Here is a 17,300-nt window from a genome sequence, read left to right on the forward strand (position 1 = left end):
GTGGTGGATACGCCGCGGCCTGGTACTGCGAACGACGAGGGTTGGTGATGGACGCTGCACGAATTGAAGAGGTAGCGCGCGCTGCGGCTGTCACGGCCCTGGCGGGGCTGATTGAGAGCAGCACCGACAGCCGTATCGACCGACTGGTCGGGATCATCGAGCAGCAAGGCAAGCAGATCGCCGAGCTAGCAATGCACGTTGGCTTGCTGGTGCAGGCCGTGGCGCAGCTGCTGGGCGAGGAGGCCGGAACGCCGGTGCATGACGAAGGTGCCGAGCCGGAGCGAGTCGACCTGGACGGGAAGCCCTACTGATGGCGGCGGGCCCGACCCAGCGCCGCGGCAGGACCCGACAAACAGGCGGCAGCGCCTTCGCACACCTGTATGGCACCGCGCGCTGGCAACGCACGCGCAAGGCGCAGTTGGAGCGTGAGCCGCTGTGCAGCAGGTGCAAGGCTAGAGGCCACGTCACGGTCGCCACGGTGTGCAACCACACCAACGGCCACCCTGCCGGCGAGACGGAGGAAATGTTCTGGACAGGCCCCTTCGACAGCCAATGTGCCAACTGCCATAGCAGTGACCAAGCCCGACTCGAGCGAGGCGCCGCGCAGGTCCGTGGGTGTGACACCGACGGTTGGCCGATCGGTCACTGACGGTTCCACGGTCCGTCGTTCCACGCCAACGGGTAGGGGGGGGCGAATTTATGGCGTTGGCCGGCTCCTAGACCGAGCGCCCCCCCAAACACGCGTATCCACAATTCACGGGACGACCCTCGAACGGGCACTCCCAGTCAAGAAATCCCGCATTTTCCCGAGGAATTCATGCCAAGGCCCCGATTGCCCGTCGCAAAGGCTGCGACAAGCGGCGCCGCCATCAAGAATCCCGGCCGGCACGCTGGCCGGAAGAAGCCGGCGGGCACACGAAGCTTGGGCGAGCCGTACAAGGCCATGACTGCGGCGGAGAAGCGGGCATGGAAGGAATTCGCGACGGAAATGCCCTGGCTCAACGCGAGCCACCGAGTACTGCTCCGCCTTGCCTGCCTCTGGACGGCTCGGATGGATGACCCGAAAGCCGAATTCGGCGTGTCAGCAACCCAGGCGCTCAGCTCGATCCTTTCAAAGCTGGGCGCCACACCTGTGGATGAATCGAAGGTCTCGCATGGCGGTGACGAAGACGACCAGGGCGAAGAATTCTTCGGTGGCCCCAGCTCCGGCCGACCGCACTAAGGCGTATGCGCTGGATGTGGTGGCTGGCCGGATCGTAGCCGGCCCCCATGTCCGAAACGCCTGCCGGCGCCACCTGCAGGACTTGATCGAAGGCCCCGAACGGGGCCTTTACTTTGACCACGAGGCTGCCGAGTACGCGTTCCGCTACTTCGAGAACGTCCTGATGCTCTCCGAGGGGCAGTTCGAGGGGCGGAAGTTCGAGCTGCACCCCTCGCAGGCGTTCATCATCGGCTCGCTCTTCGGCTGGAAGGGCGCCGACGGGCTTCGCAGGTTCCGCCGCGCGTACATCGAGCAGGGAAAGGGCAACGGAAAGAGCCCGCTGGCCGGTGGGCTGGGCCTGCTGGGGATGACGGCCGCAGGCGAGGCTGGCGCACAGATCTACTCGGCGGCGGCGAAGAAGGACCAGGCCGGCATCCTGTTCGCCGACGCGGTGAAGATGGTCAAGAAATCGCCGCTCCTGGCCAAGCGCATCGAGTTCGCTGGCGGTGAGGGTCGGGAGTTCAGCATGGCGCACCACGCCAGCGCGAGCTTCTTCCGGCCGGTGTCGCGCGACACGGGCCGTACCGGCTCCGGTCCTCGACCGTTCTTCGTGCTGGTCGATGAGGTGCACGAGCTTCCCGACCGGCGAATCATCGAAATGCTAGAGCGCGGCTTCAAGTTCCGCCGCGAGCCGCTGCTCTTCATGATCACCAACTCCGGCAGCGACCGGACCTCGGTGTGTTGGGAGGAGCACGAGCATGCCGTCAAGGTCGCCGCCGGCCATACCGAGGCGGTGAACGATCCGACCTTCGTCGGCGGCGTTATCGATGACCGCACCTTCAGCTACGTGTGCAGCCTGGACGACGGCGACGACCCGCTTGAGGACCCCAGCTGCTGGGCAAAGGCCAATCCCCTGCTGGGGATAACTATCACCGAGCAGTACCTGGCGGACGTGGTGGCGCAAGCCAAAGCGATCCCCGGGTCACTGAACGGCATTCTTCGTCTGCACTTCTGCGTGTGGACCGATGCGGAGACCGCCTGGATGACGCGCCCAACGCTGGAACCGGCGCTGGCCGACTTCGACCCGCGCATGCATGAGGGGCGCAAGGTCTACCTGGGCCTCGACCTGTCGCAGGTTCGCGATATCACCGCGATGGCTGCGGTCGTGGAGACCGGCACTGTACCGGTGGAGGTGGAGGTCGAGGGCGAGAAGCTGATCATCGAGAAGCCGACGTTCGACGCCTGGATAGAGGCTTGGACGCCCGGCGACACGTTGGATCAACGGCAATTGCAGGACAAGCTGCCCTATCGCACGTGGGTCAACGGTGGACACCTGCACGCGCCACAAGGGCAGGCCATCAACTTCCGGCACGTGGCCCAGGTCATGGCCGAGTACGACAGCCGCTATGACGTGCAGCTGGTCGCGTACGACCGCTACGCGTTCCGCCGCTTCGAAGAGGAGGTCAACGACATTGGCCTATCTGTGACCTTCGCGGAGCACCCGCAGGGCGGTTGCAAAAAGGGCAAGCCACTGGAAGCGGCGGTGGAAGCCGCCGAGCAGTCGGGGCAGCCAGTACCTGAAGGCATGTGGATGCCCGGATCGCTGCGCCTGCTGGAAGAGGCGCTGCTGGAGGGTCGCCTGCGCCTGCGCCGGAACCCGGTTCTGGTGTCCGCAATCATGTCCGCCGTCATCGAATCGGACCGCTGGGGCAACAGCTGGCTGTCGAAGGCCAGGTCGGCAAACAAGATCGACGCCGCGGTGGCCCTTTGCATGGCCATCGGCGCGGCACACGCCATGCCACCGGATGCCGGCGGCATAGACGACTACCTGGAAAACGGCTTCTTTGGACTGATCGGATGACTACCTTTCGCTGGTACAACCCGCTGAGCTGGCGGTTCTTCGGATACGACGACCCTGCCACCGGCAACTACGTGGAGGTCGACCTATCCACCGGTGGCCGAGGCACCAAGGCGGGCGTCCGGGTGACGCCCAAGAAAGCGCTGACGGTCAGCATCGTCTGGTCGTGCGTGAAGGTGCTGTCCGAGTCCGCCGCGGGGCTGCCTTGGAAGCTGTATGAGGACGCGGGCGGCCTCCGCCAGCTGGTCAGGGGGAGCAGCCCGCAGAGGCGCCGTCTGCTTCGCCTGCTGAGCAAGCCGAATCCGTTCATCAAGTGGCTGGACCTGATCAAGGCAGTCGTGGTGAACATGGCGCTGCGTGGCAATGCCTTCGCCATCATCCAACGTGACGACGATGGTGGATGGATCGGCCTGATTCCTGTGGCGGTGGATAGCGTCCGCATCGACACCGACGACGGCCTGATCTACTGGGCGACGATCAACGGCAGCGAGACGCCGGTCTCGCCGCAGAACATGCTGCACTTCAAGCTGTTCAGCCCAGATGGCATCACCGGCCTGTCGCCAGTCGAGTACCAAGCCGAAACCATCGGTCTCGCGCGCGCTGCGCAGGACTGGTCAGCGCGCTTCATGCGCAAGGGTGGCTTCACCGGTGGATACATCATTTACCCCGGCTTCCTGACCAAGGAGCAGCAGGCGCAGATCAAGGCGAAGTTGCCGGATATCCGTCAGGGCGATGTAGACGACCTCGGCAAGATGGCCATCCTGCAGGGCGGGCCGACGATCACGCCGGCCGGACTGACCCAGAAAGACAGCCAGTTCATCGAATCGCAGCAGTTCCAGGAAGAGGCGCTCGCCGGCATCTGGGGCGTTCCGCTGTACCTGACGAACCGCGCTCGCTCCACGTCTGTGCTGGGCTCCAATCTGGAGCAGCAAACCAGCGGCTTCGTCACCTTCGGCCTGAAGCCTTACCTCGACGCGATCGAGAGCGAGATCAACGACAAGCTGTTCGCTGATGGCGACATGTTCGTTGAGGCTGTCGTGGAGGGCCTCCTGCGGGCCGACAGCGGCGCCCGTTCTACCTACTACAAGACGGCCCTTGGCGGCTCCGGCGGCTCTGGCTGGATGACGATCAACGAGGTTCGGGTGAAGGAGAACCTGCCTGTGCTGGAAGGCGAGCAATACAACCAGGTCACACGGTGGACCAGCAACAAGCCCGATTCCAGTAACGACGACCCAACGGGAGATCCCGCCAATGCTTAGCAAGTATTCCTGCCCGTTCGAGGTAAAGGCGGCCGACGATGCCGGCAACTTCGAGGGCTATGCCTCGGTGTTCAACAACGTGGATCTCGGCGAGGACCTGATCCTCCCGGGTGCCTTCGTCAAGGTGAAGACGACTCGAACTGGCCGACTGCGCCTGGCGCTGTACCACAACCTGACCCGGCTGATCGGCGATGCCGAGTTCAAACAGGACGGCAACGGCCTGCACTTGAAGGGCAAGGTCAACCTCAACGTCAGCTACGCCAAGGACGCCTACGAGCTGATGAAGGCCGGCACCCTGGACGAAATGTCAGTCGGCTTCAACACGTTGGAGGACGCGATCGAGAACCGCGAGGGGCGGCGGGTGCGCGTCATCAAGAAGGCCGAACTGTGGGAGGCATCGGTCGTTCCATTTGGCATGAACCCGGAAGCACAGGTGATGAGCGTCAAGTCCGACGTTCGCGCCTTCGAATCGGCCCTGCGCGAACGCATGGGGCTGTCCCAGAAAGAGGCGGCGGCCGTCGCCTCGCTCGGCTTTCCCGCGATCCACCGTGACGGTGGCATTGGGGACACGGAGACCGTGAAGCAGCTGAAGCAACTCGGCACATCCATCGAATCCATTTTCAAAGGTATGAACCAATGAGCGAGAACATCAGTGATATCCGTGAGGGTCTGGAAAAGCAGCTGAAGGACGGCTTCGCCGGCCTGCAGAAGAAGTACGACAGCGCCTCGGCCGAGATCGAAAAGGGCAACCAGGTCACCACTGACTTGAAGAAGCAGATCCAGTCGGCCACCGACGAGATCCAGAAAGTCGTCGACAAGGTCCTGAAGCTGGAAGAAAAGGGCATCGGCCTGGGCAACCAGCCCGGCACGAAGAAAGGCTTCATCGACTTCATCAAGGGCAACGACGAGTACAAGGCGCTGCAGGGCCGTGAGAAGTCGGCCGCCGAGATCGAGGTCAAGAAGGACGATCTGGCGTCCATGCAGGAGACCAAGGCGGTCACCAGCGCAGGCATCGTCGTGCCGAACTTCGATCCGACGATCCAGCCGGGCATCCGCCAGGAACTGCGCATCCGCGACCTGATCCCGTCGATCTCCGTCACCGGCCAGAGCTACACCTACTTCCGCGAGAAGCTGCACACCCGCGGCGCCGGCCCGGTCGGCGAAGGCGGGGCCAAGCCGCAGAGCAACGTTACCTTCGAGCAGAAGACCGACCTGGTGAAGAAGCTGGCGGTCTGGATCCCGGTCACCGACGAAGCGCTGGACGACGTGCCGCAGATGTACGGCTACCTGCAGCAGCTGCTGCGCTACGACCTGAAGCTGGAAGAAGAAGTTCAGATCCTGAAGGGCGACGGCCTGGGCAACAACCTGCCCGGCCTGATGACTGACGCCACGCTGTTCGATGACGCCCTTTCGAAGGCGAGCGACACCTCGATCGACACTGTCCGCCGCGCCATCTACCAGGTGCGCAAGCAGTCGAAGCTGTCGGCCGACGCCACGGTGATGACCGAGCTGGACTGGATGAACATCGAGCTGGAGAAGGACAGCCAGAACCGCTACCTGTTCGCCAACCTGCAGGGCTTCGTTACCCCGATCCTGTGGGGCCGGCCGGTGGTCGCCTCGGACAGCATGGACGAAGGCGACGGCACCACCACCGGTGGCGAGTTCCTGGTCGCCAACTTCCAGCGCGGCGCCACGATCTACGACCGCATGAGCTTCCTGTTCAAGGTCGGCCTGATCAACGACGACTTCGTGAAGAACCAGCGCGTGTTGCTGGTGGAAGAGCGCCTGGGCCTGGCTAAGCGCCGCGTCGAGGCATTCGTGAAGGGCCGCTTCAAGCCGCAGGCGTGATAGCGAGCTGATCCCGAACGAGGCCGGCCACGCGCCGGCCTCTCTCTTTCTATACGGAGCAGGAACATGAAGATCAAAGCCGAATGGGGCTTCCGCGGCGACGCCCCGAAGCTCAACGCCGAGTCCGCCGATGTGAAGGCTGGCGACGTGTTCGACGGCGTGGATCCGGAATACGGACACGCGCTGGTCGGCAAGGGCCTGGTGGTACAGGTCCACGAAGGCGCCGCACCCCAGGAGACGAAGCCGGCCAAGCCCAGCGAACTGAAGGCGGGCGAGGGCGACGGCGTGGACGGAACTACCAGCACCGACGCAGTCCCAAGCACAGCCGCACCGGCGGTCGATGGTGCTGCTTCCGGTGAAGCTGTCACGGCCGGCGCTGTTGCCGACGCCGTCGCAGGGAGCCCGGCAGCCGATCAGGTCGGCGCTGATGAAAGGGCGCTCCTGATCCAGCAGCTGGAGGCCGCTGGCGTCGAGTTCGATCGCCGCTGGGGCGCTGCTCGCCTGGCAGCGGTGTTGGCCGAAGCCCAGAACAAGGATCCCGAGTAATGGCAATCACCCTCGACCTCGCGCTTGTGCGCGAGCAGTGCCGCGTTGTCGATGAGATCAGCGATGCGCTCCTGCAGACGTACGTAGACGCGGCCCTCGTGCACGTGGAGATGCACTGCGATCGCCGCCTGGTTGAGGGTGAGCCGTCCGGCGAAGAAGAGATGGCGCTTACGGCGGATGTGCACCAAGCGGTTCTGTTGATGGTCGGCAGCTGGGCGGAGAACCGCAGTGCCCTGGGTGAGCTGACCTCGGAGATTGCCCTCGGGGTGTCACGACTTCTTTGGTACAGGAAGCGATTCTGATGGCTACTTCAGCAGGCCAGCGCCGTCACCTGATCCGCTTCGAGCGCGCAGTCGATGTCCGCGATCCGCTAGGTGGGCCGCCCAAGAAGGAATGGCAGCTCGTCGCCGAGGCGTGGGCAAAGAAGACGAACCAACTCAGCGCGACGGCCGAGGCGGTCGCCGCAGGGGCGGAGCGATACCGCGAGCAGGTCCGGTGGGACATGCTCCCACGCCATGTCGAGCCCACTTGGCGCATTGTCGAGCGGGGCAAGCCTTATGCGATCAAGAGCATTGCACCGAGCAACGACGGTAGTGAGATGGCGATCATCGCCGTAGCGGGGTTGGGCAATGGCTGAGCAAGTGTCCATTCACGGTCTGGATGGCCTGTTGCGCTCGCTGCGGGAGGCCCCCAAGGCCATCCAGGGCAGGGCAGTCCAGGCCGGCATGCGCAAGGGCGGCAATGTCATCCGGGACGACGCCAGACGCCGGGCGCCGAAAGCAACAGGCTTCATGGCGTCTCAGATCGTCACCCGCCGGGCCAACTCCAAGAGCCGGCAGCGCGCAGGTGTAGGCCGAGGCGGCGAGTACTTCACCGTAGGCGTTAAGACGGGGCGTCGCCGCAAGTACGCCAACACCAAGCGCAACCGGCGCCGTGGCCGCGTTGGGAAGGTCTACGAGGAGTCTGGGTGGGCCTATTACTGGCGGTTCGTGGAGTTCGGCACCAAGAACATGCGGGCGTCTCCCTTCCTCACACCCGCCGGTGAGACGAAAGGACCGGAAGCGGCACAGGTGATCATCAATGAGACCTGGGCGGCGCTCGACAAGCAGCTGAAAAAGGATGGCTGGCGATGATGGTTCCTTTGATCCAATCCCTGCTGGAAAACGATGCGGCAGTCCGGCAGGTGCTCGGCGATCCTGTCCGCCTATTCCTGGGTAGTGCGCCCCAGAACACGCCGCTCCCCTACGCGACGTGGGAGGTGGTTAACGGATCGCCAACGGCGATGCTGTCCGAACCGCCGCCGGCTGACGGCTGGCGGGCCCGCATGACCGTATGGGGCGAGGTCCTCAGCCAAACCAACGCCGTTGGCGTCGCTATCCGCGACGTGGTGGAGCGCGTGGGCAGCATCGAGTCGTACAACCCGACGCCCGACAACGACGGCACGGATTCGGTAGGCATTTCATTCGACGTGCGGCTCCTGCAACTGCGCTGATCCACACAACGGCAACCCACTGGCCCCGCAAGGGGCCTTTTTCATGCCCGGCGACGGGCGCAACACAAGGAAATCCCTATGGGACAGGTAATCAAGTCGAAGCACTCCCAGCTGTTCGTCGCCATCGGCGCGGCCGAGGTCATCAAGGTGACCCGCCTGCGTTCGGTCGGCTTCCCCGATGGCCAGGCATCGGAGATCGATATTTCCGACTACGACGACGACTGGGACCAGTTCGTCGCCGGCCGCAAGCAGACCGGCAGCACCAGCATCGAGATCATCTACGACAGCGTCGACCACGAGAAGCTGGAAGAGCTGCATGAGACCGGTGCCGTCGTGAACTGGCTGGTGACCGCGCCGCTGTCGGAAACCGAAGGCGTGGCCAAGCCGACCGCCGTTGCCGGCAAGATCACCCCGCCGGACACCGTGCTGTCCAAGCAGTTCGACGGCTTCGTGCAGAACTTCGCGGTGACCAGCCAGGACAACGACGTCTGGAAGGCGACGATCACCATCCGCGGCTCCGGCGCCGTCACCACGCACCGCCCGACGCCGTAAGGCCGCGTCAACGGCGCCCACCCAGGCCCGCTCCGGCGGGCCATCTCTCTGACAGGGCGCGCGGATCCTCCGCGTGTTAGCCGTGCGCGGCCCGCGCGCCCTGTCGCCATTCAAGGAAACGGCCAATGAGCAAGACCAACGACACCCCCCAAACCCAGCCGCAGCAGCCCCTGAGCGTCCTGCAGTCGTTCACCAACCTGGGCATGTTCGCGTCCAAGGACGTGCATGCCGACACCATTACCCTGCCCAATGGAGCCAAAGCGCAGTTCCACGTGCGCGAGCTGCCGGATGCGGAGTTCCGCAAGCTGTGGGGTGAAGGCGACCGCGCCAAGCTGATCGCAGCGACCATCTGCGACGAGGACGGCAAGCCGGTAATGAACGTGGAGCAGGCCGCCCAGCTCAAACCGCTGGTTGCCGCTGAGCTGCAGCGCGTCGCCATGAAGCATTCCGGCTTCGGCGAGGATGCTGCGCAAGCCCAGGCTGACGCGGGAAACGGCTAAGGCAGCGCGGCGAGGACTGGTTCTGGAAGGTCCTCGCCGGTCACCTGCACCGGACGGTGTCGGACTTGCGGGCGACCATGTCGCGCCGCGAGTTCCTGGAATGGTGGGAGTTCCACAAGCGGAACCCCATCGACCCCTTGAGCCTGCACATCAAGCCCGCTGCCTTCGCCGCGTATATCACCGCCTCGCACAGCCAGGGCGGGACAAAGCGCTCCTTTCAGCACTACCTCGACGCTCTCGTGCCACGGTCCGATGAGGACGAGGCGCAGGACTGGTTCGATGGACTGGGATGACCATGACCGACACTTTCGGGCGGTTCGCCGCCACGCCCATTGGCCCGTTACTCGCTGCGCGAGATGGCGGGCTTACCCTGGCCACCACCGGCGCCACCGCGCTGGCCAGCCACGCGCGCTCCGACTTCGGCCTTGATGCCGGGACGGTGGGCGTGGAGTTTGCGGTGTGGGGCGATGACGCCCTTGCAGCCCTCGTAGGCTTCGCCACGGGCCCGGCAGCGCTGAACAAGGCGCTGGGTGCGGATCTCGCCAGCATCGGCTGGGACCTCGCCGCCGGGCGCCTGCTGCAGGCTGGAGGAGCGATCGCCACTGGCCTGCCGGCGGTGGCCCACGGCGATATTGTCGGGCTGCAGGTCGTGTTCTCGAACCCTCGCCAGCTGCGGCTCTACCTCAACGGCGCGCAGATCCTGGTGCGCGAGCTGCAGCTGTCTGGGCCGCTGTTCTTCGCCGCGTCACTGGCCGCAACCAAGGCGGGCGGGCTGTGCCTCGCGGTCAACGCAGGGCAGTGGGGGCCGCGAAGCGAGGCGGCGGCCGCTGGCTGGCGGTTGCCCGCTGCATCCGTCAGCCCGACTCGGCTGGCCGACGTGGACTGGCTGTCTGCGCCCGGCGATAGCCCGGCGAACGTTCGCTACGAGGGGTTGGTGGCCGAGGGCGTCAACCTGATCCAGGAGCTGGCGTTCTGGCCGTGGGGCGGTGACCCGGTGTCCCAGGCCGCGGCCGCCGAGTGCGTCGTGGTCGATGCGGAAGGTTTGCTGGACTGGATGGCGGGCACTGGTGCCTCTGGCAGCTCGGTGCAGATCCTGCTGGCGCCCGAAAACGGGATGCGGGCCGACGCGGTCCCGGCCTTCCGTTGCGCGATCGAGCAGATCGAGATCAACGACGACGGCACCAAGACGCTGCACCTGCGTGATGCGCACGACTATCTGGATGAAACCATCAACCAGGGCGTGTTCCTGCCAAATGTGGCGTCACTGGCATGGAAGCCGCAGCCGGTAGTGATTGGGGCAGTGGGCAGCGTCCCGGCAATGGGCGCCAACTCGGATGCGACTTCAATGTTCGTGGCCGACAGCCGGGTCTACATCGATGCGGTGATGGATCGCGGTGACCTGATGGAGGACGGCACCTACAGCGAGGCTCCGGACGGGCAGCAGCTGCTGTTGAAGTCACCCCCCGTGACGCCGGTTGTCGTGGACGCATCGAGCATCGGACCGAGCATGATGCCGGCGCGGTTGGAACAGGCGGTGGGTGATGTGATGGCCCGGTTGGGCCGAGCGGCGTGGTCGGCCAGCGACTGTGCGGATATCGACCACGCCACGGGGTATATGGGCATCGGCTACTACGCAGGAACAGCCATGACCGGCCGCGCTGCGCTGAATGCGCTACTACCCAGCTACGGCGCCGGCTGCTATCAGGATCCATCCGGGGTGCTGCGCTTCGTCCGCGTGACCGCGCCCGAGGATCATGCCGGCGCGTTTGCCTTCGATCTGTCGGAGGATTATCTGGCCGCTGACCTGGTCATGGTGCCCGATGATGCTCCGAACCTGACTCGACGCATGGCCTACCGACCCAACGGCCAAGCGCTGGGCGCGTCAGACCTGGTCACCGACGTTGTCGACGTGCCGCAGTCCAGGCGCGACGAACTGACCGGCCTTTACCGGGGGCAGGTGTATGGCGCTGGTCCGCTGCACGCCCACTACCAGCGGGCAGAGGCGGCTGATCCGGTGATCTCGTTGTTCTGGCATGCGGCCGACGCGCAACAGGAGATTGATCGCGTCCTGGGCCTGTACCGGGTGCAGCGCCACTTCTACCAGCTGGCGGTGCGTGGTGATCAGGACTTGGCGCCCCTGCCGGGACAGATCGGCCGGATCACCTACGGACGTTACGGTCTCGACGACGGCAAGCCGGTGCTGGTGCGCCGTGTAGAGCGCAATCCTGCCACGGGGGACGTGGTGCTGACGGTGTGGGGATGATGACGTGTTGATTGGATATGGCATGCCGGCAGTCGCGACGGTGACCCTCACCGGTGGCACGTGGTTGAGTGCGGACCAGGGCTCGGCGCTCTTCGACGGAAAGCCTGGCAGGGCGTCGCGGATCCGCCGCACCAGTTCGCTGGCTATCACCATCACCCTCGCCGACGCTGTGGTCCCGGGGATCATCGCGATTCTCGGCCTGAACATTCCGCCCGGCGTGCAAGTCAGCGCCGCCGCAGCCACCGGGACCACGGTGCGTCTGCCCGACGGCAGCGTCTGCGCTTGGCTGTTCCCGCAGGCCAGCGCCCTGGTCTCGGTGGTGTCCGTGGAGATTGCCACCACCGCCACCAACGTGGACGTGGGCGAGATTGCGATCTTCCGGGCAGTCGAGGTGGGTATCAGCGACGGTTGGGCGGTGGCCACAACCGACACCAGCGTGCACACCCGCACCAAGGGCGGCCAGGTCAACACGGTTCCCGGGCCTCTGTACCGCCGGCTCACCTGCACCTTGTCCGGCAGGGCGACAGCTGCCGTGCGCGGCGGTGGGCTGGGCGGGACCGATTGGGAGACTGTGGCCGCAGCGATGGCGGGGCGTCGGCGCTCCTGCGTTGTGCCGCAGTACCGGGACATGGTCAGCAAGACGTTCGACCCGCTGCTGGGGGCGCGCTCGGCGCTGTACGGCTACCCGACACAGCTGCCGTCGGCAGAAAACATCAGCCGGCAGTACTTCAAGGGGTACATGGAATTTGAGGAAATCCCGACGTAGCTGGCATGATCTCCGCAGATATCGGGAGGTTCTATGAAGCATCTAATCAGGTTGGCGCCGGTGCTGCTGCTCTCGCTTGCAGCTGGCTGTTCGACGGCACAGGACGATGGAGCCAAGCGCGGGTTGCTGAACTGCATGAGCGCGATTCAAGCGGCGTCAGCGGACCCCAGCCGCACCAAGGTGCCGTACGTAAAGGACATGGGATCCGCCAACGAACACTATTTCGCCTGGCCCGCCGGGGCCGGGCTGGTCCTTTCCGAAACAGGCGGTTCCACGAAGCCTGCATCCGCGTCGTGTGTCACGAACGCTGAGGGAACCGTGACACAGATGACCATCAACGGGTCGGAAATCCCGATTCCGTAGAACATCTTTCCATCAGCCCCAAGCCCGCCATGTGCGGGCTTTTTTTTTGGAAGCGCGATGAGCCTCTACACCCTTACCGTCGACCTGCTGCTGAAGTCGGGATCGTTCGAGCGCGACAGCGGGAAGGCCGCGCGCGTCGTGCAGCGCGACATGGCTACGATCCAATCGTCTATGTCAGACGCCGCACGCCGCGGCGCCGATGAGGTCGCGGCCGGATTTCGTCGGGTAGCGACTGAGGCGGTGGGTCTTACATCAGCCTTGGTGGCCGTAAAAGCCGCAATTGGCAAGGCCGACGAATGGACGAACCTCAACAACAGGCTGCGACTGGTCACGCAGGGCCAGGCGCAGTTCGCTGCCGCGCAGGCTGACGTGATCCGGATTGCCGGCGCAGCGCGACAGCCTCTGGGTGCGACTGCGGAGCTGTACCAGCGAATCGCGATGAACCAGGAGGCCCTCGGTCTGTCTGGGAGAGACTTGGCACGCGTTGTCGAGACCATCAGCAAAACGATGGTGATCAGCGGCACGTCCGCGGCGGGTGCCGATGCCGCCCTCGTGCAGTTGGGTCAGGCGTTTGCCTCTGGCACCCTTCGAGGTGAAGAGCTGAACTCGGTACTCGAGCAGGCGCCAGCCCTGGCACAGGCCATCGCCAAGGGCCTGAACGTACCGATCGGGAAACTGCGTGAACTGGGCGCCGCGGGCAAGTTGTCGTCACAGCAGGTGATCAACGCGTTGCAGAGCCAGGCTGGCGCTGTGGACGAGGCGTTCGGCAAGATGGATTCCACCGTTGGGCAGGCAATGACGCTGTTCAACAACAACCTGCAGGTCATGATTGGCCGTGCCGACGAGGCTACCGGCGCATCCAAGGCGCTTGCAGCCGGCATCGGTGCCCTCGGCAGCAATCTGGAGATGGTAGCTGTCGCCGGAGCCGCAGTCGCATCTGGACCGCTGCTGAAAGCCCTACTGGCGCGGGTCGCTGCGGCCAACGCTGGTATGGCGGCAGATCGGGCCGCAGCGGCTCAGAACTTGGCCGCTGCGCAGCAGCTCGAGCTGCGGACCCGTGCCGCAATGCTCGATGCGGAGGCGGAGGTGCGCCGCACGGCTGCGATCGGCGGTAGCGTGTCCGTGAGCAGCAAAGCCGCTGCAGCGACCCTTGAGCATCGACAGGCCACGCTGCTGCTGGCTCAGGCGCAAACGCAGGCTGCAGCGGCCAACGCCGGCTGGCTTGCGCGTGCTGGATCAGCGACGCTTGCCATGCTGGGAGGCCCGGCGGGCATTGTGACCATGTTGGCCACTGCCGCCGCGGGCTGGTTGATCTTCCGCGACAACACGAAGATTGCGTCGGCTGCGCTGATCGATTTTGGTGGTGCGGCTGACACTGCCATCGAGAAGTTCAAGACCCTCAACGCCCAGATGCAGGCCGGCGAGATCCTTCGACTGCAGAAGGAGATCGACGAGAACTACCGGACCATCACCAGCTCGATTACGGAGATGGTCGCTGCGGCGACGAACTTTGCCACAGCGAGCCAGGCTTCAGAGTTCATCCGGGAGACGCAGCGGCTGGATGCCGCATTTAGGGCCGGCAAGATTGGCGCCGATGAGTTCTCCAATGGTCTGGAGGCGGCATGGCGAGCAATGATCGCTGGCTCGCCAGCTGCTGCCACCGTGGCCAAGAGCCTCACGGAAGAGACCGCTGCCGCGGCGACTGCTGGCAGGGAGGTCGATCGTAAGCGTGCGATCCTCGACGCCTTCACAGGCAGCAGTACTCAGGCGAAGAGCGCAACTGACGCCCTGTCGGGTTCGTTCAACGTTCTGGGAGACTCGGCAGGCGCGGCTGGCAAGCGCATTGCGTCGGCAATGCAGTCGCTGCCGGGTCAACTCGCCCGCGTGGGCAAAAGTGCTGCCGAAATTGCAAAGCTGGACGTGAATGACTGGTTCAAGGAGGCCCAAGCCAGCGGCGTCGACTTCTCCAAGCGCGATGACCCCAAGGTCAAGCAGTACATCGAGCAGGGCGCACAGTACATCCGGCTCCAGACGGAGCTGGCCGCTGCGCAGAAGAACTTCACGGAGTCGCGCAAGGCGTCGGCAGCCGCTGAGCGCGCAGGCGCCAAGGATCGCAAGGCAGACGCGGAAGCGATCAAGCGCTACAACGATCAGGCTGCAATGGCCGCGGCAACGATGGCCGGGCCACTGGCCGAGGCCACCGAGCGACAGAAGCAGCTCGAGGACAAGCTGAAGGAGGCGCTGAAGGAAGGGCGCATCGAGCGGGCCGCGTACAACACGCTGATCCTGGAGTCGCAGAAGGCGTTGGAGCAGTCCAGCGCGGAGATCAAGAAGGCCCTAGCCAGCCCCGAGGCGCTCCTTGCGACGATGGATGCCGAGGTCGCCATGCTGGGCAAGGTCGGCCGTGCGCGTGAGCTGTCGCGGCGCGAGATGATGAACGAGCGCGACATGCGGCAGGAGCTGCAAAAGGCGGTGGAGGCCGCTGGCGGCAAGGAGGCGCTGGCGCTGTCCAAGGGGGCGGCGAGCTACGAGCAGTACGAGCAGTCCATGCTTGGCGCCGCCCGGGCATCGGCCGATCTGTCGCTGCGTGCGGAGGAGGCTGCTGCTAACGTTGAGGCGTGGGCCGGCGTGGTTATCAACGGCGTGGGCGATGCCGCCGACGCCATGGCCGACTTCGTTGCCGGCGGCATGCGGGACTTCGACAACCTGTGGGACGACCTGAAGGATGCCGCCAAGCGCGGGCTGCGTGACCTGGCGCGTGAGTTCCTGCAGCAGAAGATCGTGATCCCGATCCAGACGCAGATCCTCAACGGGATGAACGGGCAGGGCGGTGGCTTGAACCTGCAGAGTCTGATGGGGTTGTTCGGCGGCAATGGCTCTGCGGCCGGCGGCCAGAACGTGAGCACGGTGGCCGGGCTGCTTTCCAAGGGCCAGGGACTGTTCGGGTTCGGCCGTTCCGCCGGGGCCGCAGCCGGAACCCTGACAGGCTTCGGCGACGTGACCAGCATGGCCGGGATGACCGGTTCCAGCTTCTCCGGGTTGATCGGGGGTGGCAGTGCAGGAGCCGGCGCAGGTGCGGCGGGTGCAGGCGCTGCTGGCTCGGCAGCGGCTGCGGTCCCCATCATCGGCTGGATTGTCGCCGGCATGATGAAGAACGCCCAGTTGTTCGACCAGGGCTGGAACATCGCCAATGGTGAGAGCTGGGCCGGCAAAATCGCCACCGCCGGGGCTGTCGGCTTGGCCGACAAGGGATTCCGCGCCTTGGGCTTCAACGACAAAGTCGCGTCGATCCTGTCCGGCTCCAGCATCCACGCGAAGCTGTTCGGTCGGCAGGCTCCCAAGGTCACCGGGCAGGGCATCACGGGCAGCTATGGCTTCGGCGGATTCGATGGTCAGAGCTATGCCGATATCAAGGCCAAGGGCGGTCTGTTCCGCAGCGACAAGAAGTGGACGCAGTTCGGCGCGCTGGACCCCGGCATCGATCGCACGTTCGATATGGCCGCGCGCCAGGTCCGGGGTGCTGCAACCGATCTGGCCAAGCAGCTGGGTGTGGATCTGACCCAGAAGCTCGGCAGCGTGAAGGTGGACCTGGGGAAGCTCCAGTTGTCGGCTGACTCCACTGAGGCCAAGGCACAGCTGGAGGCGTACCTCAGCGACATGACCAATCGGTTGTACACCGAGGCGGTCAAGGCGGCGGGGTTCGGTGGCCAACTCGACGGCTACTTCGAATCGGCGGACGTCTTCACCGCGCTCAGTGCGTCGATCGCGCTGGCCGTTGGCAACGCCGATGAGTTGGGCCGGGCGCTCAATAGCCTGGAGGTCGACAAGGTCAACAAGGCGGTCGACTACTTCCAGGATCTAGCCGCCGTTGCCGGCACGGACCTGGCCACCCAGGTGCAGAAGGTGACCGGGCTGCTCGGGAACTACGCCAGCCTCATGGCCGACGTGAGCACTCAGCTGATGACGGCCAACCTGACGCAGTACCAGTCGCAGGCACTGTCGATCGAGCGCACGTATCGCCAGCAGGTGAAATCGGCGAACGACTACGCCAAGGCGCTCGGCTTGTCTGGCGCTCGGGCGGAGGACCTGGCCAAGATCGAGGCGCTGCGTGCCACCAACATGGGCAAGCTGCAGGCGCAGATCGACAAGGACAAGAAGGCCATGCAGTACGGCCTGTCGATCAGTGACCTGTCGCCGCTGACGGACCAGGAGAAGCTGGGCGAAGCGATGAAGGAGCTGGAGCGGGCGGTGTCCGGTGGCGACACCAGCGCCGCGCAGGCGGCCGCTCAGGCCGCACTGGGCTTCGGACGGAACCTGTACGCCAGCGGGCAGGACTACAACAGCCTGTATGGCCGGGTCACCGGCCTCATCGATGGCATGAAGGTCGGAGATCTCAATCAGCCTGACGGAACCAGCATGGGTGCGCTGGCCGACGCCATCGAGGCGCTGCCGGACAACCTCAGCCGGGCCGTGTTCGACCTGGTCGTGAACAACGACGCTCAGACGCAAACCACCGCCGCCATACAGCAGAGCAACGCTCTGCTCGCCGAACAGAACCAGCTGCTCCGCCAGCTCGTGTCTACCACTACCCAGGGCGTACGCAACGCCAGCAGTTCAGCGCTGCGCGAAGCACTCAACGCGAGGTAATCAGC

The 17,300-nt window shown here is 65.1% G+C and carries 17 protein-coding genes; all 17 read left to right on the forward strand.

Annotation, left to right across the window (positions count from 1 at the left end):
- Nucleotides 1–47 precede the first annotated feature (47 nt).
- The gene (locus N5C25_RS00860; RefSeq protein WP_235651490.1) at nucleotides 48–311 is read left to right on the forward strand and encodes a hypothetical protein; all 264 of its coding nucleotides are present in this window, start codon (nucleotides 48–50) and stop codon (nucleotides 309–311) included.
- Between the two features lie 843 nt (nucleotides 312–1,154).
- Complete coding sequence (locus tag N5C25_RS00865) at nucleotides 1,155–3,062, forward strand: terminase TerL endonuclease subunit (RefSeq protein WP_279936159.1); 1,908 nt, start codon at nucleotides 1,155–1,157, stop codon at nucleotides 3,060–3,062.
- Nucleotides 3,059–4,318, forward strand: coding sequence for a phage portal protein (locus tag N5C25_RS00870; protein ID WP_021203801.1), 1,260 nt, complete (start codon nucleotides 3,059–3,061; stop codon nucleotides 4,316–4,318). Before N5C25_RS00865 ends, N5C25_RS00870 begins: the two co-directional genes overlap by 4 nt.
- Nucleotides 4,311–4,958, forward strand: a complete 648-nt coding sequence (locus N5C25_RS00875) for an HK97 family phage prohead protease (protein WP_134945719.1) — start codon at nucleotides 4,311–4,313, stop codon at nucleotides 4,956–4,958. The genes N5C25_RS00870 and N5C25_RS00875 overlap by 8 nt, the downstream gene beginning before the upstream one ends.
- Nucleotides 4,955–6,166: a phage major capsid protein gene (locus N5C25_RS00880; RefSeq protein ID WP_021203803.1), complete on the forward strand. Its 1,212-nt coding sequence runs from the start codon at nucleotides 4,955–4,957 to the stop codon at nucleotides 6,164–6,166. Before N5C25_RS00875 ends, N5C25_RS00880 begins: the two co-directional genes overlap by 4 nt.
- A 66-nt stretch (nucleotides 6,167–6,232) precedes the next feature.
- Complete coding sequence (locus N5C25_RS00885) at nucleotides 6,233–6,712, forward strand: hypothetical protein (RefSeq protein WP_279936160.1); 480 nt, start codon at nucleotides 6,233–6,235, stop codon at nucleotides 6,710–6,712.
- Entirely contained in the window at nucleotides 6,712–7,014 is a 303-nt protein-coding gene (locus N5C25_RS00890) for a head-tail connector protein (protein ID WP_021203805.1), read from the forward strand. Before N5C25_RS00885 ends, N5C25_RS00890 begins: the two co-directional genes overlap by 1 nt.
- Nucleotides 7,014–7,349: a head-tail adaptor protein gene (locus tag N5C25_RS00895; RefSeq protein ID WP_058982001.1), complete on the forward strand. Its 336-nt coding sequence runs from the start codon at nucleotides 7,014–7,016 to the stop codon at nucleotides 7,347–7,349. The genes N5C25_RS00890 and N5C25_RS00895 overlap by 1 nt, the downstream gene beginning before the upstream one ends.
- Nucleotides 7,342–7,845, forward strand: a complete 504-nt coding sequence (locus N5C25_RS00900) for an HK97-gp10 family putative phage morphogenesis protein (RefSeq protein ID WP_279936161.1) — start codon at nucleotides 7,342–7,344, stop codon at nucleotides 7,843–7,845. Before N5C25_RS00895 ends, N5C25_RS00900 begins: the two co-directional genes overlap by 8 nt.
- The gene (locus N5C25_RS00905; protein ID WP_279936162.1) at nucleotides 7,842–8,204 is read left to right on the forward strand and encodes a DUF3168 domain-containing protein; all 363 of its coding nucleotides are present in this window, start codon (nucleotides 7,842–7,844) and stop codon (nucleotides 8,202–8,204) included. The genes N5C25_RS00900 and N5C25_RS00905 overlap by 4 nt, the downstream gene beginning before the upstream one ends.
- A 78-nt stretch (nucleotides 8,205–8,282) precedes the next feature.
- Nucleotides 8,283–8,756, forward strand: a complete 474-nt coding sequence (locus tag N5C25_RS00910; protein WP_021203809.1) for a phage tail tube protein — start codon at nucleotides 8,283–8,285, stop codon at nucleotides 8,754–8,756.
- Nucleotides 8,757–8,881: 125 nt separating this feature from the next.
- A complete protein-coding gene (locus tag N5C25_RS00915; protein ID WP_005408966.1) occupies nucleotides 8,882–9,256 on the forward strand; it encodes a hypothetical protein in 375 nt (124 codons plus the stop codon).
- 77 nt (nucleotides 9,257–9,333) lie between these two features.
- Nucleotides 9,334–9,549, forward strand: coding sequence for a hypothetical protein (locus N5C25_RS00920; protein ID WP_279936163.1), 216 nt, complete (start codon nucleotides 9,334–9,336; stop codon nucleotides 9,547–9,549).
- A gap of 2 nt (nucleotides 9,550–9,551) precedes the next feature.
- A complete protein-coding gene (locus N5C25_RS00925) occupies nucleotides 9,552–11,519 on the forward strand; it encodes a hypothetical protein (protein ID WP_279936164.1) in 1,968 nt (655 codons plus the stop codon).
- 22 nt (nucleotides 11,520–11,541) lie between these two features.
- Entirely contained in the window at nucleotides 11,542–12,285 is a 744-nt protein-coding gene (locus N5C25_RS00930; RefSeq protein ID WP_279936165.1) for a hypothetical protein, read from the forward strand.
- Between the two features lie 33 nt (nucleotides 12,286–12,318).
- On the forward strand, nucleotides 12,319–12,648 hold the full coding sequence (locus N5C25_RS00935; protein ID WP_111203744.1) for a hypothetical protein: 330 nt from the start codon (nucleotides 12,319–12,321) through the stop codon (nucleotides 12,646–12,648).
- Nucleotides 12,649–12,705: 57 nt separating this feature from the next.
- Nucleotides 12,706–17,295, forward strand: a complete 4,590-nt coding sequence (locus N5C25_RS00940) for a tape measure protein (RefSeq protein ID WP_279936166.1) — start codon at nucleotides 12,706–12,708, stop codon at nucleotides 17,293–17,295.
- Nucleotides 17,296–17,300: the final 5 nt, after the last annotated feature.

The organism is Stenotrophomonas sp. GD03958 (genome assembly GCF_029839005.1).
Lineage (GTDB): Bacteria > Pseudomonadota > Gammaproteobacteria > Xanthomonadales > Xanthomonadaceae > Stenotrophomonas > Stenotrophomonas hibiscicola.

Bases quoted from the DNA above. Each gene is read 5' to 3' on its own strand.
- N5C25_RS00935 (WP_111203744.1), top strand. From the start codon at position 12,319: ATGAAGCATCTAATCAGGTTGGCGCCGGTGCTGCTGCTCTCGCTTGCA.
- N5C25_RS00875 (WP_134945719.1), top strand. From the start codon at position 4,311: ATGCTTAGCAAGTATTCCTGCCCGTTCGAGGTAAAGGCGGCCGACGAT.
- N5C25_RS00930 (WP_279936165.1), top strand. From the start codon at position 11,542: ATGCCGGCAGTCGCGACGGTGACCCTCACCGGTGGCACGTGGTTGAGT.
- N5C25_RS00910 (WP_021203809.1), top strand. From the start codon at position 8,283: ATGGGACAGGTAATCAAGTCGAAGCACTCCCAGCTGTTCGTCGCCATC.
- N5C25_RS00860 (WP_235651490.1), top strand. From the start codon at position 48: ATGGACGCTGCACGAATTGAAGAGGTAGCGCGCGCTGCGGCTGTCACG.
- N5C25_RS00890 (WP_021203805.1), top strand. From the start codon at position 6,712: ATGGCAATCACCCTCGACCTCGCGCTTGTGCGCGAGCAGTGCCGCGTT.
- N5C25_RS00905 (WP_279936162.1), top strand. From the start codon at position 7,842: ATGATGGTTCCTTTGATCCAATCCCTGCTGGAAAACGATGCGGCAGTC.
- N5C25_RS00900 (WP_279936161.1), top strand. From the start codon at position 7,342: ATGGCTGAGCAAGTGTCCATTCACGGTCTGGATGGCCTGTTGCGCTCG.
- N5C25_RS00925 (WP_279936164.1), top strand. From the start codon at position 9,552: ATGACCGACACTTTCGGGCGGTTCGCCGCCACGCCCATTGGCCCGTTA.
- N5C25_RS00865 (WP_279936159.1), top strand. From the start codon at position 1,155: ATGGCGGTGACGAAGACGACCAGGGCGAAGAATTCTTCGGTGGCCCCA.
- N5C25_RS00915 (WP_005408966.1), top strand. From the start codon at position 8,882: ATGAGCAAGACCAACGACACCCCCCAAACCCAGCCGCAGCAGCCCCTG.
- N5C25_RS00870 (WP_021203801.1), top strand. From the start codon at position 3,059: ATGACTACCTTTCGCTGGTACAACCCGCTGAGCTGGCGGTTCTTCGGA.
- N5C25_RS00880 (WP_021203803.1), top strand. From the start codon at position 4,955: ATGAGCGAGAACATCAGTGATATCCGTGAGGGTCTGGAAAAGCAGCTG.
- N5C25_RS00895 (WP_058982001.1), top strand. From the start codon at position 7,014: ATGGCTACTTCAGCAGGCCAGCGCCGTCACCTGATCCGCTTCGAGCGC.
- N5C25_RS00920 (WP_279936163.1), top strand. From the start codon at position 9,334: ATGTCGCGCCGCGAGTTCCTGGAATGGTGGGAGTTCCACAAGCGGAAC.
- N5C25_RS00940 (WP_279936166.1), top strand. From the start codon at position 12,706: ATGAGCCTCTACACCCTTACCGTCGACCTGCTGCTGAAGTCGGGATCG.
- N5C25_RS00885 (WP_279936160.1), top strand. From the start codon at position 6,233: ATGAAGATCAAAGCCGAATGGGGCTTCCGCGGCGACGCCCCGAAGCTC.